Genomic DNA, 16,263 nt, shown 5'->3' with positions numbered 1-16,263 from the left:
CACTAGAGCGCACTAGCCCCAGACCGGTGGGGGTGAGTCCTCCCGGATCTCGAACCAGATCGACTTGCCCTCACCCCTCGGGTCCACGCCCCACGCACCGGCCAGCAGATCCATCAGGATCAGGCCGCGTCCGGAGGAGGCCAGCTCGCCGGGGTGGCGCCGGTGGGGCAGCTCATCGCTCTTGTCGGCGACATCCACCCGGAGCCGGCGGGCCCCACGGTCGCCCGTGATCTCGGCGACCATCAGCGCGTCGCCCTCCGTGTGCACCAGGACGTTCGTCAGCATCTCCGAGAGCATCAGCACCGCCCCGTCCACCTGGTCCTCGACCATCCAGTCGTACAGCAGCTCCTGCAACTGGTGCCGGGCCTCCGCGATCCGTGCGGCGTCGGCCTGCGCGATCGTGGAGACCGTACGCCGCGCGGTGATGGTCTCCGCCAAGAGCCCGGTGTCGCGGCTCAGCAGCAGCAGCGCGATGTCGTCCTCACGGCGGTCGGCGAGCGGCCCGGTCATATGGTGCGAGGGCGGCCCATGGACGGCCTGTACCAGCGCGTCGGCCAGCTCTTCGACCTTCGCCTCCGGCCGTGCCCCGAACACCTCGCGGATCCGGGCCCAGCCGGTCTCGACGTCATGGCCACCGGTCTCGATCAACCCGTCCGTGCAGGCCAGCAGCGTCTCGCCGGGCTCAAGCACCAGCCGGGTGGTCGGATAGTCGTCGTCCGTTTCGATGCCCAGCGGCAGCCCGCCCGCCGTGGGGCGGACCAGCAGTGTGCCGTCGGCCAGCCGTGTCGCGGGGTCGTGGTGTCCCGCGCGGGCGATATCGAGCGTGCCGGTGACCGGGTCGGCCTCGATATAGAGGCAGGTCGCGAAGCGCTCATCGCTGCAGTCCGGGTCCCCGTCGGGATCGCTGACCGATGCGGCGCCCATCCCGGCCAGGAAGCGGGAGGCCCGGGAGAGCACCGCGTCCGGCCGGTGTCCCTCGGCCGCGTACGCCCGCAGCGCGATCCGCAGCTGCGCCATGATCCCGGCGGCTCGTACATCGTGGCCCTGTACATCACCGATGACCAGGGCCGTACGCCCCGACGGCAGCGGGATGACGTCATACCAGTCGCCGCCGACCTGGAGCCCGCCGCCGGTCGGGATATAGCGCGCGGCGATCGACAAGCCCTTGATATCCGGCTTGTGGGCGGGCCGCATGGTGCGCTGCAACCCCTCGGTCAGCTCACGCTCGGACTCATGGAGATACGCCCGGGACAGCGCCTGCGCGAGCATCCGCGCCACCGTGGTCAGCACGGATCGCTCATCCGGGGTGAAGGCGACCCGATAGCCGAACGACGCCATCCAGGCGCCAATGGTGCGGCCCGCGACGATCAACGGCAGAAAGGCCCAGGACTGGCGGCCGAACGGCTCGGCCAGCGACCAGGTGGCCGGGTAGCGGCGCTGGTACTCCTCCGGGCTGGTGAGGTAGATCGCCCGTCCGGTCCGCACCACATCAGCGGCCGGATACGAGGTGTGCAGCGGCATATCGAGAAACGGATCCTCGGAGCCGGGCTCATGCCCATGGTGGCCGATCACCGACAGCCGGTCGCCCTCCAGCCCGAAGACGGCGAGACCGGCAGGGGAGAAACCGGGCATGGAGAGCGTCGCGGCGACCCGCAGCACCTCGGCGGTCGACCGCGCCTCGGCCAGCGCCCGCCCGGCGTCCAGCAGAAAGGCCTCCCGGGACCGCCGCCAGTCCCCGGTGACCGGGGTCTGCGCCGGGGACGGCTCGGGCACCTCGGAGACCGTGCCGACCAGTACGTAGGGCGAGCCCGGTACGTGGTCGCTGTCACCGTTGGGGTGCGGGTGCAGCCGGACGCGTACGGTCCGTAGCGCCGTGCCGTCCCCGGCCACCACCCGGAGCCGGGCCTCGGCGATCCGGCCCTCGGCGACGGCGAGGGTGACGATGCCGCCGAGCTCAACAAAGTCGACAACGTGGAAGCGTGCGCGCACGGCGGACTCGGTGGCGGTGATCCGCTCGGGCGGCAGGCCAAGCAGTTCCGCCGCCTTCGCGTCCAGGGTGACCTGGCCGGAGGCGTTGTTCCAGCGCCATATGCCGGTCCCGGTGGCCGCCAGGACATCCTCGGTGCGCATATGCACCACTCTATGAGGAACCCGGCGACGGGGCTGGCCGGAGTGCGGGCTCGGAGTGCGGGGCTGAGCCACGGCGTACGCCTTGGGCCTGGACGGTAGGCTGAGAGGCCCGCCAGTAGGCACAGCACCTGACCTGACGACTTGGATGAATGATGCATCGGTACCGGTCCCACAACTGCGGCGAGCTTCGCGCTTCCGACGTCGACGCCGACGTCCGGCTCAGCGGCTGGCTGCACAATCGGCGCGACCTGGGCGGCATCCTCTTCATCGATCTCCGTGACCACTATGGCCTGGTCCAGCTGGTCGCGCGCCCCGGCACCGCCGCGAACGAGGCGCTGAGCCACCTCACCAAGGAGACCGTGGTCCGGATCGACGGCAAGGTCGTCAACCGGGGCGCCGACAACATCAACCCCGAGCTGCCGACCGGCGAGATCGAGGTCGAGGTCAGCGAGGTGGAGGTGCTGGGCACCGCCGACCAGGTCCCCTTCACGATCAACACCGAGGACGGCGTCAATGAGGAGAAGCGGCTTGAGTACCGCTTCCTCGATCTGCGCCGCGAGCGGATGCACCGCAACATCCTGCTGCGTACGGCCGTCATCTCCGCCATCCGGCAGAAGATGACCACCCTGGGCTTCAACGAGATGGCGACCCCGATTCTGTCCGCCACCTCCCCCGAGGGCGCGCGCGACTTCCTGGTGCCGTCCCGGCTGCACCCGGGCAACTTCTACGCGCTTCCGCAGGCCCCCCAGCAGTTCAAGCAGCTGCTGATGATCGCGGGCTTTGACCGTTACTTCCAGATCGCGCCCTGCTTCCGTGACGAGGACGCCCGCGCCGACCGCTCACCGGGCGAGTTCTACCAGCTCGATGTCGAGATGAGCTTTGTCGAGCAGGAGGATGTCTTCCAGGTCATCGAGACGGTGATGACCGAGCTCTTCCAGGAGTTCGGCGGCGGCCGCGAGGTCACCTCGCCGTTCGTCCGTATTCCGTTCCGCGAGGCGATGGTCAAGTACGGCACCGACAAGCCGGACCTGCGTGCTCAGCTGGAGCTGGTGGATGTCTCGGATGTCTTCGCGGGGTCGGGCTTCAATGCCTTCGCCGACAAGCATGTACGGGCCATGGCCGTGCCGGACACCGCGGACCGGCCGCGGAAGTTCTTCGACCAGCTGGGGGACTTCGCGATCCAGCAGGGTGCCAAGGGCCTGGCCTGGGTGCGGGTCGGTGACGACAACGCGCTGACCGGCCCGATCGCCAAGTTCCTCACCGATGAGAACATCTCGGCACTCCTCACCACGCTGAACGCCAAGCCGGGCACGTCCATCTTCTTCGGCGCCGGTGAGTTCGACGAGGTCTCCAAGATCATGAGCGCCGTCCGGGTCGAGGCGGCCAAGCGCGCCGGGCACTTCGAGGAGAACGTCTTCCGGTTCTGCTGGATCGTGGACTTCCCGATGTACGAGAAGGACGAGGACACCGGCAAGATCGAGTTCTCCCACAACCCCTTCTCGATGCCGCAGGGCGGTCTGGAGGCCCTGGAGACCCAGGACCCGCTGGACGTCCTCGCCTGGCAGTACGACATCGTCTGCAACGGCGTTGAGCTCTCCTCCGGCGCCATCCGTAACCATGAGCCGGAGATCATGTACAAGGCCTTCGAGATCGCCGGTTACACCAAGGAGACCGTGGAGCAGGAGTTCGGCGGCATGCTCCGCGCCTTCAAGTTCGGCGCCCCGCCGCACGGCGGCATCGCCCCGGGCGTGGACCGTATCGTCATGCTGCTGGCGGACGAGCCCAACATCCGCGAGACGATCGCGTTCCCGCTGAACGGCAACGCGCAGGACCTGCTGATGGGCGCACCCAGCGAGGTCGACGACGCCCGCCTGAAGGAACTCCACCTCAGCATCAGCAAGGCCCCCTCGCCCCAGCTCCGCTTCAAGCCCACGAAGTAGCCCCAAGGGGGGCGAGGCCGCCAAAGCGCCCCGCCCCCCTTGGGCAGCACCGCCGGGGTCAAGGGACAGCCCTGAGGGCTGCCTCCCTATGTCCAGGTCATAAGGCGCTTGGGGTGTTCCAGGATCGCCGCTGTGTCGGCCAGGACCTTGGAGCCGAGTTCGCCGTCGACCAGGCGGTGGTCGAAGGAGAGGGCCAGGGTGGTGACCTTGCGTGGCTTGACCTTGCCCTTGTGGACCCAGGGCTGGTCCTTGACCGCGCCGAAGGCGAGAATCGCGGATTCGCCCGGGTTCAGAATGGGCGTGCCCGTGTCGACGCCGAAGACACCGACATTGGTGATGGTGACCGTGCCGCCCTGCATATCGGCCGGGGAGGTCTTGCCCTCCCGGGCCGTGGAGATCAACTCGCTGAGGGACCGGGAGAGTTCCGGCAGGGTCTTGGCCTGGGCGTCCTTGATGTTCGGGACGATCAGCCCACGCGGCGTGGCCGCCGCGATTCCCAGGTTGACGTAGTCCTTGTAGACAATCTCCTGGTTCTCCTCGTCCCAGGACGCGTTGACATCCGGGTTACGGCGGATGGCCACCAGCAGCGCCTTGGCGACCATCAGCAGCGGGTTGACCCGCAGGCCCGCCATCTCCGGATCCTGCTTGAGGTTCTGGACGAGCTTCATGGTGCGGGTGACATCGACCGTCACAAACTCCGTGACATGCGGCGCGGTGAAGGCGCTGGACACCATCGCCGCCGCCGTGGCCTTGCGTACACCCTTGACCGGCACCCGGCGCTCCCGGATGGCGGCCAGGGACTGCGGCTCCACGGAGGGTGCCGGGGCCGGGGCCTCGGGGGCTGCCACGGGCTCCGGCGTGGGGGCCGCGGCGGCCTGCACATCCTCCCGGGTGATGATTCCGTCCGGCCCGGTCGGGGTGACGGTGGTCAGATCGACGCCCAGATCCTTGGCGAGCTTACGTACCGGCGGCTTGGCCAGCGGCCGGGGCGGCGCCGCCGCGGGAGCGGTGCCGTTGAGCTCGGCCTGTACGGCCGCCTGCGCGGCCTGCGGGGGGCCACCCTTGCGCGGGCGGCGCTTGGTCGAGGCCGCTGAGACGCCGTAACCGACCAGCACCGGCTGACGCTTGCCGCCCTCCGGCTCGGCCTCGGCCGCCGCCCCCGTTTCGGCCGCCGCCTCGGGCTCGGCCGGGGCTTCCGGTGCGGCCGCGGGCGCACCGGCGCTCGGGTCCGTATCGACCACGATGATCGGCGTACCCACATCGACCGTCGTGCCCTCGTCGAAGCGCAGTTCGCTGACCGCCCCGTTGAAGGGGATCGGCAGCTCGACGGCGGCCTTCGCCGTCTCGACCTCACAGACGACCTGACCGTCCGTCACCATGTCACCGGGCTGTACGTGCCATTTGAGGATCTCGGCCTCGGTGAGTCCCTCGCCCACGTCGGGCATCTTGAACTCGCGGAACCGCTCTTGGGTGGCAGTCATCGTCACGACTCTCCTCAGCCCTCTCAGTACGCCAGCGCGCGGTCGACGGCGTCAAGCACGCGGTCCAGACCCGGAAGGTACTCATCCTCCAGCCGGGCGGGCGGATATGGCGCATGGAAGCCACCGACGCGGAGCACCGGCGCCTCCAGGTGGTAGAAGCACCGTTCGGTGATCCGGGCGGCGATCTCCGAGCCGGTACCCAGGAAAACCGGTGCCTCATGCACGACCACCAGGCGGCCGGTCTTCTCAACCGAGCGCTGAAGGGTGTCGAAGTCGATCGGCGACATCGAGCGCAGATCGACGACCTCCAGGGACTTGCCCTCTTCCTGAGCCGCCGCGGCGACCTCCAGACAGGTTTTCACCATGGGCCCGTAGGCCGCCAGGGTGAGGTCCGTACCCGCCTGGGCGACACGCGCCTCGTGCAGCGGGTCCGGGATGGCCGAGGTGTCGACCTCGCCCTTGTCCCAGTAGCGGCGCTTGGGCTCAAAGAAGATCACCGGGTCGTCGCTGTCGATGGCCTGCTGCAGCATCCAGTAGGCGTCCGAGGCGTTGGACGGCGAGACACACTTCAGCCCCGCGACATGTGCGAACAGCGCCTCCGGGGACTCGCTGTGGTGCTCGACCGCGCCGATGCCGCCCGCGTACGGGATACGGATGACGACCGGCAGCTTGATCTTGCCCAGCGCCCGGGCGTGCATCTTCGCCAGCTGGGTGACGATCTGGTCGTAGGCGGGGAAGACAAAGCCGTCGAACTGGATCTCCACCACCGGCCGGTAGCCGCGCAGGGCCAGCCCGATGGCGGTGCCGACGATGCCGGACTCGGCCAGCGGGGTGTCGATGACCCGGTCCTCGCCGAAGTCCTTCTGCAGCCCGTCGGTGATCCGGAAGACGCCGCCGAGCTTGCCGACGTCCTCTCCCATGATCAGGACCTTGGGGTCGGTCTCCAGCGCCTTGCGCAGCGACTCATTGAGGGCCTTGGCGATCGGCATCTTGCTCTTGGACGTGGCAGCCATGGTCAGTTGCCCTTCCCCTCTTCGTGGGAGTCGGCGAAGGACGCCAGGTACTCGGCGAACTGAGCGCGCTCCTCGTCGACAAGCGCATGGCCGTCGGCGTAGACATTCTCGAAGATCGCCATGGTGTCGGGGTCGGGCATGGTGCGGATCTGCTCCCGCACATGCTGGCCCAGCTCCTCGCTCTCGGTCTCCAGGCCGGTGAAGAAGGCCTCGTCGGCCAGGCCCTCCCGCTCCAGATAGGTCTTCAGCCGCAGGATCGGATCCTTGGCCTCCCAGGCCACGCGCTCATCGTCGTGCCGGTAGCGCGTCGGGTCATCGGAGGTGGTGTGGGCGCCCATCCGGTAGGTGAAGGCCTCCACCAGGGTCGGGCCCTCCCCGGAGCGTGCCCGCTCCAGGGCCGCCCTGGTCACGGCGAGGACAGCGAGGACGTCATTGCCGTCCACCCGGACTCCGGGGAAGCCGAAGCCCTGTGAGCGCTGATAGATCGGCACCCGGGACTGGCGCTCGGCGGGCTCGGAGATCGCCCACTGGTTGTTCTGGCAGAAGAAGACCACCGGGGCGTTGTAGACCGCCGAGAAGGTGAAGGCCTCGGCCACATCGCCCTGGCTGGAGGCGCCGTCGCCGAAGTAGGCGATGACGGCCGAGTCGGCGCCGTCCTTGGTCACGCCCATGGCGTAGCCGGTGGCGTGCAGCGCCTGGGAGCCGATCACGATGGTGTAGAGGTGGAAGTTGTTGCTGTTCGGGTCCCAGCCGCCGTTGTTCACCCCGCGGAACATGCCGAGCAGATTGGTCGGGTCGACCCCACGGCACCAGGCCACGCCATGCTCGCGGTAGGTCGGGAAGACATAGTCATCGTCGCGCAGCGCCCGGCCCGAGCCGATCTGGGCGGCCTCCTGGCCCAGCAGTGAAGCCCACAGGCCCAGCTCGCCCTGCCGCTGCAGCGCGGTGGCCTCGGCGTCGAAGCGCCGGGTGAGCACCATGTCGCGGTACAGCCCGCGCAGCTCCTCCGGGGTCAGGTCGATGGCGTATTCCGGATGCTCGACCCGCTCTCCCTCCGGGGTCAGCAGTTGTACGAGCTCCGGCTGCGCTGCGGCGGCCGTTTGCGCGGTCTTTTTCGTCGCGCGCTTTCCACCGCTGCTGCGGCGCGGCTTGCGCGCGGCAGTGCTTTCCACGGTCACGTGTGCTCCTCCGTCTGTCCGGCCCCCGGGGTCTCCGGATGAGCCAGTGCGGCTCGCCCGGTGCCGTTGCGGCGCACGGGGTGGGTGCGGCGCGGACGGACCGAGCGTGACAGGTGTCCCGTTCGACGGCCCGCAAAAGGCACGTTACCTAGTTCCACCTTGTGTGTGCGAAACACTGCTGACCTGCAATTTTCCTTGGATTTCCAAGTAAATCGCGAAAGCCGGGAACGTCACTGGTCACAGCCTTGCAAGCCTGAAGGACAAGCGCACGTTAACCCGGGCGGCATGGCCACGGGAAGAGCAACGGCGGGGCGGTATGTGAGACTGATCGTGTGCGCGAAGATGGAAAATCACCGTATTCCTGCTGGATGACCATGAGGTAGTCCGCCGTGGGGTACACGAGATGCTGGCCGTGGAGCCGGATATCGAGGTCGTCGGTGAGGCCGGTACGGTCGCCGACGCCCTGGTCCGGATTCCCGCGGCCCGGCCCGATGTCGCGGTGCTGGATGTCAGGCTGCCGGACGGCAGCGGGGTCGAGGTCTGCCGGGAGATCCGCTCCGGGGACGAGGACATCAAGTGCCTGATGCTGACCTCGTTCGCCGATGACGAGGCCCTCTTCGACGCGATCATGGCTGGCGCCTCCGGCTATGTGCTCAAGGCGATCCGCGGCGCCGAGCTGTTGCAGGCCGTACGGGATGTGGCGGCCGGGAAGTCGCTGCTGGACCCGGTGGCCACCCAGCGGGTGCTGGAGCGGCTGCGGGACGGGGGCCGCGCGAAGGGCGATGAGCGGCTGGCGCACCTCACCGAGCAGGAGCGGAAGATTCTCGATCTGATCGGCGAGGGACTCACCAATCGGGCGATCGGTGAGCGGCTGCGTCTCGCCGAAAAAACAATCAAGAATTATGTCTCCAGCCTGCTCGCCAAGCTCGGCATGGAACGCCGTGCGCAGGCAGCCGCGTATGTGGCCCGGATTCAGGCAGAGTGGACCCATGCCGACCGAGGAAGAGGAAGCCCGCGCCATTGAGCTGCTGGCCCGTACTCCGTACGGCAGGGTCGGGGCAAGCAGACAGGCGCTCCCCTTTGTCACGATCGCCCGGCATGTGGTGCTGGACGGGGCCGTGCTGATCCGGCTCCACAGGGGCTTCGGCTATCACCGTGCCTGTGATGGCAGCGTGGTCGCCTACGAGGCGGACAATGTCGGCCACGGTGGGGACGATGTGTGGTCCGTGCAGTTCGTGGGGACAGCGCGGCTGATCACGCCGAACGCGGCGCAGCTGGCCCGCTTCGGCCCCCTCTCAAGCACCGCGGACGGCGCCCCCTTCGACCCCGCGTACCTCCGCATCGACCCCCAATTCATCCAACTCCACCACCTAACAAACGTCCCCCACCACACCTAACCCGCCCCCGTTGTGGGCACTCGCAGCCCCGCGAGGGGCGTGGGCCCACCCTGCTACGCAACCCCCCACCCACCCAGCCACGACGCTCCGGCCCACCCCGGGGCGGAGCTCGCGACGCTTGGTGGGCACAACACCCGGCCACCGGCCCGCACCCGGCGACCCCGGGGCCCCCGGGGCGAAGCCCCGGTTTCCGGGAAGGGGCGGGAATTGGGGAAACCCACCCCAGGCACCCCCGCAGCCGGGCGAAGCCCCGCCACGTGGCGGGGGGGGGGAACACCCACCGGCTACGTGCAGAACGCGTCGCGCACCACCCCATACTCCCGCGTCCACCAGACAATCAACGCCGCAGCCGCCGGAAACTGCGAATCCGCACGGCGGTCCCCCCGCTGATACCGCCACCGCAGCATCCAGAAGTCATTCAGCCGCTCCCACCACACCCGATGCACGGCCGCGGCCAGTTCCTCGGCATCCGCACCGGCCGCCCGCCGGTAAGCGCGGGCGTAGGAGCGCACCTTGGACAACTCCAGCGTCCCATCGGGCTGTACGAAGAAGATCGCGGCGGCCCGCACCGCCTCCTCGGCGCGCGGCTGCACCCCGAGCCGGTCCCAGTCGACGATCGCGACGGGTTCGAAGGGGGCCTCGGTGCGGTAGAGCAGATTGAACGGATGGAAGTCACCGTGCACCCAGCCCGCGACCGGCTCGGTGCCCTCGGCCGGACGGCGGTGTGCGTGCTCACGAAGCAGCGCGCGGCGCTCCAGCAGCCGGTGTTCGGCCAGCACATCGAAGCTGTCGGGTGAGCGCCGGGCGCGGATCCGGCTCAGCAGCCCATCGATGAGCAGATGGGTGTGCGCGGGGTCGGCGCTGGTGTGCGAGGGCACGGCGTCCTCGTTCGGGGAGGCCAGTATCACCTGTTCCAGCCGGACATGGACGAGTCCGAGGAGGGCGCCGAGCCGACGGGACTGTGCGCGGGTCAGCTGGCCACCGTCCCGGTGGCGGCCCTCAACCCAGGGGTGCAGGGCGTAGCAGCGGCCGCCGACGACGGCGACGGTGTGGCCTTCCGGGTCGGGTACGGGCGGTACGACGGGGACCCCGACGGCGCCCAGCCGGGCGGTGGCACGGTGTTGGTGGCCGATGGTGACCGGGTCGCCGTCGAGGTGGTGCTTCAGAAAGAACCGGCCCCGGGTGGTGGAGATCCGGTAGCCGCGGTTGAGCAGCCCCTGGGCCACTGGTTCACAGGACAGCGGTTCCCCCGCGCCGTAACGGCGCAACAGGGTGCTGAGGGTGCGCTGACGGAGCGCTCCGGGTGGCTGCACGAGCGGCATCGTACTGGGGGCCGGAAGACCTCCCCCAGATCATCGCAGCACACCCGTCCGATGTGATAACCGACTTACGCGCCGTCAGGCGCTGTCGCCGGCTCCGCCCTGCTGGTTGGTGCCGCCTTCCTCGCCGCCACCCGGGTCGGCGCCTTGATCGGTGCCGCCCTCGTCGCCGCCGCCCGAGTCGCCACCGCTCGGGTTCTTGCCGTCGGTGTCACCCTCACTGGTACCGCCCTGCTGGCCCTCGGTGGGGCTACTGCCGGTACCCCCGTCGTCGGTGCCGGTGTCGTCGGTTTCGGTGGGCTCTTCGGTCGGGTCCGGGTCGTCGGTGGTCGGTGGGGCGGTGGGGGTGAACGGCGGGGGCGTCGGTTGCTGATTGCCCCACTCGCCGGTGGTGTTGGCGTCCTCGGTCGGGGCCTGGCTGGGCGGCTCCGAGGCTGGGTCCTTGGAGGTCTTCTCCTCGGTGGGCGAGATGCTGTTCTCCGCCGGGGTCTTCTTCTGCTGCTGTCCTGTGTCGGCGTTCTGCATCGCGAAGAACACACCCGCCGCGACCGCGAGCACCGCGAAGAAGGCGACGAACGCGTACTTTATGCCGCCGCTCTTCCCACCGCCCCGTGGGCCGCCCTCGTACCCTCCGTTATCGCGGTCCGGCCGGCCCATCAGCATCGGCGGGGCCAGCTGAGTCGGGGTATCGCCGCTGGGGGCGTGCTGCTGGGCGCCGACCGCGGGCACGCCCATGGCCGGGGTGCCCCCGGCGTGCACCGGACCGGTGTTCCACAGGCCGCCGGTGTGGCCGCCCTGCTCCTGCAGCTGGCGCAGCGCGTACTGGGCGAGCCCGCGCATCTCCTCGGCGGACTGGAAGCGGTCGTCCGGGTCCTTGGCGAGGGAGCGCATCACCAGGCCGTCGAGCTCCGGCGGCACCGCGTCGGAGACCTCCGACGGCAGCACCGGGTCGTCCTGGACATGCTGATAGACGACGGAGAGCGGCGTCTCGCCGGTGAAGGGGGGGCGCAGGGTGAGCAGTTCGTAGAGCAGACACCCGGTGGCGTAGAGATCGGAACGGGTGTCGACCGTCTTGCCGAGCGCCTGCTCGGGTGACAGATACTGCGGTGTGCCCATCACCATGCCGGTCTGGGTCATGGTCTGGGACGCTCCGTGCAGCGCCCGGGCGATGCCGAAGTCCATCACCTTGACCGCGCCGGTGTGGGTGATGATGACGTTGGCGGGCTTGATGTCGCGGTGCACGATGCCGTGCTGGTGGCTGTAGGCCAGCGCTTCCAGCACTCCGGAGACGATGATCAGCGCCTGGTCCGGCGGCGGGGCCTCGGCGCTGATGAGCAGATCGCGGATCGTACGGCCCTCGACCAGCTCCATCACGATGTACGGCACGGTGTTGCCGTCAATGGTGTCCTCGCCGGAGTCGTATACGGCGACGACGGCGTGATGGTTCAGCCCGGCGACGGACTGGGCCTCGCGAGTGAACCGGGCCTTGGAGACCGGGTCCTCGGCGAGGTCGGAGCGGAGCAGCTTGACGGCGACGGTGCGGCCCAGGCGGACGTCCTCGGCGGCGAAGACCTCGGCCATGCCACCACGGCCGAGACGGCCGGTGAGGCGGTACCGGCCATCGCCGACAAGTCCGTTATTTCCCCACATTTCTGGAGCGCTAGACGCACCGTTGCCCGTCTCGTCAGGCTCCGGAGGGCCTCCGGCGGATTGCGTCTGTGCCATCAGTCCTCGCCGTAGTTGGAACCCGCTGGGTGCGGGCGAGCGTGTGGGGGGATGGGCAAGCTATCCAACCCGCTCCCTGCTGGGGCTGGCAAGTTACGGCCTTATACCCGGAGTACGCGCACGTACGTTCCGTGCATCGGGTCACGGAACGGGCAAGCGGCTTGACTCGTCACACCCCTGGGGCAGACTTGGCCCAGGTATCCCGATCAATAGCAACCGTACATGCGCAGAGTCTGGTCCGTGGGTGGGCTGCGGCGCCAAGGGGGAAGCAGTCAGATGAGTGACGAGGGCGCACAGCCGGACAACTATGAGGGCCGCACCGTCGGCAACGGCCGCTATCAGCTTCGGGACCTGCTGGGCGCCGGTGGCATGGCTTCCGTCCACCTCGCTTACGACTCTGTGCTCGACCGCCAGGTCGCGGTCAAGACCCTCCACACCGAGCTGGGCCGTGAGGCCGCCTTCCGGGAGCGCTTCCGGCGGGAGGCGCAGGCCGTCGCCAAGCTGACACATACCAATATCGTCTCGGTTTTTGACTCAGGCGAGGACGAGATCGACGGCAACACCGTGCCGTACATCGTCATGGAGTACGTGGACGGCAAGCCGCTGCGCAACGTACTCGACGAGGACATAGCCCAGCACGGCGCGATGCCGACCGCGAAGGCCCTCAAGATCACAGGTGATGTGCTGGCGGCGCTCGAGGCCAGCCATGAGATGGGCCTGGTCCACCGGGACATCAAACCGGGCAATGTGATGATGACCCGCCGTGGTGTGGTCAAAGTCATGGACTTCGGCATCGCCCGCGCCATGCAGTCGGGTGTGACGTCCATGACCCAGACCGGCATGGTCGTCGGCACCCCGCAGTATCTGTCGCCGGAGCAGGCGCTGGGGCGCGGCGTGGACGCCCGCTCCGATCTCTACACGGTCGGCATCATGCTCTTCGAGCTGCTCACCGGGCGGCTGCCTTTTGACGCGGACTCGCCATTGGCCATCGCCTACGCGCATGTCCAGGAGGAGCCGGTCGCGCCGTCCTCCATCAACCAGTCGGTGCCGCCGGCCGTGGACGCACTGGTCGCACGGTCGCTGCGGAAGAACCCGAACGAGCGTTTCCCCACCGCCGAGACCATGCATCAGGAGTGCGAGCGGCTCGGCGGCTCGGGCGCGGCTTCCGGCGCGGCGCCGCTCATCATCAGCGGCGGTCCGCCCGCCAACAGCGGAGCGGGCCTGGCCCAGTCGGTCTTCCCGCCGGTCAACGCCACCGGCACACCGCCACCACCGAGCACCATGCCCATGGGTCAGCAGGGCAGCTACCAGGGGCCGACGCCCTACGGCAACCTGCACGGCTACGGCCCGTCCACGCCCCCGCCCGCCAACGCCATGCAGGCCAGCGGCTATTCCACCCCACCGCCCTACCACATGGTCCCGGCGGCCGGCACCCAGCCCGGTGGCGGTGGCGGCAACAAGAACACGCCGCTGATCATCGGTGCCGCGGTCACGGCGCTGGTCGTGATCATCGCGGTGGGCATCATCATCGCGGTGCGGGGCGGGGACGGCGGCGGCGACGAGCCGCAGGCGGGTGACGCCCCAGCGACGTCCGCTCCGGACACTTCCGGTAACCAGAACAGCAACAACAACAATGACGATGACGACGATGACGACGACGACGTAATCGACTTCAAGCCCGAGGACAAGACCAAGACCATCGACGCCACGGACTGCACCGAGGCGCGCGACTACTTCGCGGACCGGGACAAGGACGAGCCCCGGAAGTCCATGCCGAACCTCTCCTTCAAGAACCTCGGCTCGGTGCGGGAGTGCATCAGCAAGGCGGGCTGGAAGCTCAACTCGGATCTGGACTACGAGGACGAGGCCATCTACGGCAAGAACATCGTCCTCAGGCAGTCGCCGAAGGCCTATCAGCCCTTTGACCCGGAGAACGACGAGATCAACCTCGTCGTTTCCACCGGCAAGGCGGGCTGACTACCTCGCCTCGGGCGTCGGCATCCCGCTGTCCTACCGTCCGGCCGTCCGGCCGTCCGGCCGTCCGCATGGCGGAAACCGATTTCATACGCATACCTGTTGTATCTAAGGTGTGCGCATGACCTCTCCCGCCGCCCCCGCCAAGCAGCCGCCCGCCGCCGAGCGTGTCTACGGATATGTCAAGCAGGCCCTGCTGGAGCGGCACTTTGAGGGCGGGGCGCTGCTCACCGAGGGCGAGCTGGCCGAGGCCGTGGGGGTGTCCCGGACGCCCGTACGGGAAGCGCTGCTCCGGCTTGAGGTGGAAGGGCTGATCAAGCTCTACCCCAAGAAGGGCGCGCTCGTCCTTCCGGTGTCCACGCGGGAGATCGCCGATGTCGTGGAGACGCGGCTTCTCGTCGAAGAACACGCCGCGCGGCACGCGGCGGCGGCCCCGGCGGCCCCGGCCGCAGCCGCGCTGATCGAGCAGCTGACGGAGCTGCTGGAGCAGCAGCGGGCCCAGGCCGAAGCCGGGGAGCTGGCGGACGTGGCGGTCACCGACCGGTGTTTCCACGCGGCCATCGTCAAGAGCACCGGGAATGAGATTCTCTCCCGGCTCTACGACCAGCTCCGGGACCGCCAGCTGCGTATGGGGGTGGCCGTGATGCATGCCCACCCCGAGCGGATCGCCAAGAACATCGCCGAGCACACCGAGATCCTGGAGGCCATCCGGGCCGGGGACCGCGAGGCCGCGGCCGATGCCGTGCACCGGCATGTCAGCTCGGTGCATGAGCTGCTGCGCGGCGTTGGGCGATGAGCGGACCCAGCGGACGGGGGAACATACGGCTGCCCGGGGACCCGCCGGGCGGCCGCCGCGCCATCGCCATGTGGGGGCTCGGGGTCGCGGTCTACTTCATCGCCATCACCTACCGGACCAGCCTCGGCGTGGCGGGGATCAACGCCGCTGACCGCTTCGGGATCAACGCCTCCGCGCTGTCCACCTTCTCCATCCTCCAGCTGCTCGTCTACGCCGGGATGCAGATCCCGGTCGGGCTGCTGGTCGACCGATGGGGGACCAAGAAGGTGCTGACCCTCGGCATCGTGCTGTTCACCCTCGGACAGTTCGGCTTCGCGCTGTCCAGCTCCTACGCCATGGCGCTGGCCTGCCGGGCGCTGCTGGGCTGCGGTGACGCGATGACCTTCATCAGTGTGCTGCGGCTGGGCGCCCGCTGGTTCCCGGCGAAGCGCGGACCGCTGATCGCGCAGATCGCCGGGCTGATCGGGATGGCGGGAAATCTGGTCACCACACTGGTGCTGGCCCGCGTGCTGCACACATATGGCTGGACACCGACCTTCGCCGGCAGCGCGGCGGGCGGCGTTCTCATCCTCGTCCTTGTGCTGGTGTTCCTGAAGGATCAGCCCGAGGGGTTCGGACCCCGGCAGGCGGTTCACACCGGGCGGGGGTACGTCCGACGGCAGATCGCCGACGCCTGGCGGGAGCCGGGCACCCGGCTCGGCATGTGGGTGCACTTCACCACCCAGTTCCCGGCGATGGTCTTTCTGCTGCTGTGGGGACTGCCCTTCCTCGTCGAGGCGCAGGGACTCACACTCGCCGACGCCGGGACGCTGCTGACGGTGGTGGTGCTCTCGAATATGGCGATCGGGCTGGTCTACGGCCAGATCATCGCCCGGCACCATCGCGCGCGGGCCCCCATCGCGCTGGGCACGGTCGCGGCCACCGCGGTCGTCTGGGGCGCTGTGCTGGCCTGGCCGGGGCAGGCGCCGGTGTGGGCGCTGGTGGTGATGTGCGCTGTACTGGGCGCCTGCGGCCCGGCCTCCATGGTCGGCTTTGACTTCGCCCGCCCGGCCAACCCGCCGGAGCGGCAGGGGACGGCCTCCGGGATCGTCAATATGGGCGGCTTCACCGCGTCCATGACGACGCTGCTGGCCGTTGGTGTGCTGCTCGATGCCACCGGGGACAATTTCCGGGTGGCCTTCGCCAGCGTCTTTGTGCTGCAGGCCCTTGGGGTCAGCCAGATTCTGCGGCTGCGCGGGCGCGCGGACCGCCGGGAACGGGAACGTATCGTCGCCAGCCGTGTGGAGGCGGTCCACGTACCGGCGTAGCGG

The 16,263-nt window shown here is 69.1% G+C and carries 12 protein-coding genes; 6 read left to right on the top strand and 6 right to left on the bottom strand.

All coding sequences use genetic code 11. The features are described 5' to 3' along the window. Window positions 1–12 precede the first annotated feature (12 nt). Entirely contained in the window at window positions 13–2,130 is a 2,118-nt protein-coding gene (locus test1122_RS13635) for an ATP-binding SpoIIE family protein phosphatase (RefSeq protein ID WP_232269445.1), read from the bottom strand. Window positions 2,131–2,282: 152 nt separating this feature from the next. On the opposite strand from test1122_RS13635, the gene aspS reads away from it, so the two are divergent. Then, window positions 2,283–4,070, top strand: a complete 1,788-nt coding sequence (gene aspS, locus test1122_RS13630) for an aspartate--tRNA ligase (RefSeq protein ID WP_232269444.1) — start codon at window positions 2,283–2,285, stop codon at window positions 4,068–4,070. A gap of 86 nt (window positions 4,071–4,156) precedes the next feature. Here aspS and test1122_RS13625 read toward each other — a convergent pair whose 3' ends face one another. From test1122_RS13625 to pdhA, 3 genes are read right to left on the bottom strand one after another with little or no spacing between them, the layout of a single operon-like run. Then, window positions 4,157–5,551 (bottom strand): dihydrolipoamide acetyltransferase family protein, encoded by a 1,395-nt coding sequence (locus test1122_RS13625; protein WP_232269443.1) that lies wholly within the window; start codon window positions 5,549–5,551, stop codon window positions 4,157–4,159. A 23-nt stretch (window positions 5,552–5,574) separates the two neighbouring features. After that, on the bottom strand, window positions 5,575–6,564 hold the full coding sequence (locus test1122_RS13620) for an alpha-ketoacid dehydrogenase subunit beta (RefSeq protein WP_232269442.1): 990 nt from the start codon (window positions 6,562–6,564) through the stop codon (window positions 5,575–5,577). Between the two features lie 2 nt (window positions 6,565–6,566). Continuing rightward, window positions 6,567–7,742: a pyruvate dehydrogenase (acetyl-transferring) E1 component subunit alpha gene (gene pdhA, locus test1122_RS13615; protein ID WP_232269441.1), complete on the bottom strand. Its 1,176-nt coding sequence runs from the start codon at window positions 7,740–7,742 to the stop codon at window positions 6,567–6,569. Window positions 7,743–8,145: 403 nt separating this feature from the next. On the opposite strand from pdhA, the gene test1122_RS13610 reads away from it, so the two are divergent. Both test1122_RS13610 and test1122_RS13605 read left to right on the top strand, forming a co-directional pair. Beyond that, entirely contained in the window at window positions 8,146–8,766 is a 621-nt protein-coding gene (locus test1122_RS13610) for a response regulator (protein WP_232269440.1), read from the top strand. Beyond that, entirely contained in the window at window positions 8,732–9,139 is a 408-nt protein-coding gene (locus tag test1122_RS13605) for a pyridoxamine 5'-phosphate oxidase family protein (protein WP_232269439.1), read from the top strand. The genes test1122_RS13610 and test1122_RS13605 overlap by 35 nt, the downstream gene beginning before the upstream one ends. Before the next feature lie 284 nt (window positions 9,140–9,423). Here test1122_RS13605 and test1122_RS13600 read toward each other — a convergent pair whose 3' ends face one another. Then, window positions 9,424–10,461, bottom strand: coding sequence for a phosphotransferase (locus tag test1122_RS13600; protein ID WP_422396980.1), 1,038 nt, complete (start codon window positions 10,459–10,461; stop codon window positions 9,424–9,426). 75 nt (window positions 10,462–10,536) lie between these two features. Further along, window positions 10,537–12,183, bottom strand: coding sequence for a protein kinase domain-containing protein (locus test1122_RS13595; protein ID WP_232269437.1), 1,647 nt, complete (start codon window positions 12,181–12,183; stop codon window positions 10,537–10,539). A gap of 276 nt (window positions 12,184–12,459) precedes the next feature. On the opposite strand from test1122_RS13595, the gene test1122_RS13590 reads away from it, so the two are divergent. The 3 genes from test1122_RS13590 to test1122_RS13580 all read left to right on the top strand — a co-directional run bounded on the left by test1122_RS13590 (window position 12,460) and on the right by test1122_RS13580 (window position 16,260). Continuing rightward, complete coding sequence (locus test1122_RS13590; protein ID WP_232269436.1) at window positions 12,460–14,160, top strand: Stk1 family PASTA domain-containing Ser/Thr kinase; 1,701 nt, start codon at window positions 12,460–12,462, stop codon at window positions 14,158–14,160. Between the two features lie 118 nt (window positions 14,161–14,278). Beyond that, the gene (locus tag test1122_RS13585) at window positions 14,279–14,953 is read left to right on the top strand and encodes a GntR family transcriptional regulator (RefSeq protein ID WP_232269435.1); all 675 of its coding nucleotides are present in this window, start codon (window positions 14,279–14,281) and stop codon (window positions 14,951–14,953) included. Next, window positions 14,950–16,260, top strand: a complete 1,311-nt coding sequence (locus test1122_RS13580; RefSeq protein ID WP_232269434.1) for an MFS transporter — start codon at window positions 14,950–14,952, stop codon at window positions 16,258–16,260. Before test1122_RS13585 ends, test1122_RS13580 begins: the two co-directional genes overlap by 4 nt. The last annotated feature ends 3 nt before the right edge of the window (window positions 16,261–16,263 follow it).

Source organism: Streptomyces gobiensis, assembly GCF_021216675.1.
GTDB classification, from domain to species: domain Bacteria; phylum Actinomycetota; class Actinomycetes; order Streptomycetales; family Streptomycetaceae; genus Streptomyces; species Streptomyces gobiensis.
Note: the sequence above shows the minus strand (reverse complement) of the source record. Positions and strands in the feature narration are given on the sequence as shown.

What these genes read in the sequence shown, in the direction of transcription:
- test1122_RS13635 (WP_232269445.1), bottom strand. Translation starts at nt 2,130, where the DNA reads ATGCGCACCGAGGATGTCCTGGCGGCCACCGGGACCGGCATATGGCGC.
- test1122_RS13620 (WP_232269442.1), bottom strand. Translation starts at nt 6,564, where the DNA reads ATGGCTGCCACGTCCAAGAGCAAGATGCCGATCGCCAAGGCCCTCAAT.
- test1122_RS13600 (WP_422396980.1), bottom strand. Translation starts at nt 10,461, where the DNA reads ATGCCGCTCGTGCAGCCACCCGGAGCGCTCCGTCAGCGCACCCTCAGC.
- test1122_RS13605 (WP_232269439.1), top strand. Translation starts at nt 8,732, where the DNA reads ATGCCGACCGAGGAAGAGGAAGCCCGCGCCATTGAGCTGCTGGCCCGT.
- test1122_RS13625 (WP_232269443.1), bottom strand. Translation starts at nt 5,551, where the DNA reads ATGACTGCCACCCAAGAGCGGTTCCGCGAGTTCAAGATGCCCGACGTG.
- test1122_RS13595 (WP_232269437.1), bottom strand. Translation starts at nt 12,183, where the DNA reads ATGGCACAGACGCAATCCGCCGGAGGCCCTCCGGAGCCTGACGAGACG.
- test1122_RS13610 (WP_232269440.1), top strand. Translation starts at nt 8,146, where the DNA reads ATGCTGGCCGTGGAGCCGGATATCGAGGTCGTCGGTGAGGCCGGTACG.
- aspS (WP_232269444.1), top strand. Translation starts at nt 2,283, where the DNA reads ATGCATCGGTACCGGTCCCACAACTGCGGCGAGCTTCGCGCTTCCGAC.
- test1122_RS13585 (WP_232269435.1), top strand. Translation starts at nt 14,279, where the DNA reads ATGACCTCTCCCGCCGCCCCCGCCAAGCAGCCGCCCGCCGCCGAGCGT.
- test1122_RS13590 (WP_232269436.1), top strand. Translation starts at nt 12,460, where the DNA reads ATGAGTGACGAGGGCGCACAGCCGGACAACTATGAGGGCCGCACCGTC.
- test1122_RS13580 (WP_232269434.1), top strand. Translation starts at nt 14,950, where the DNA reads ATGAGCGGACCCAGCGGACGGGGGAACATACGGCTGCCCGGGGACCCG.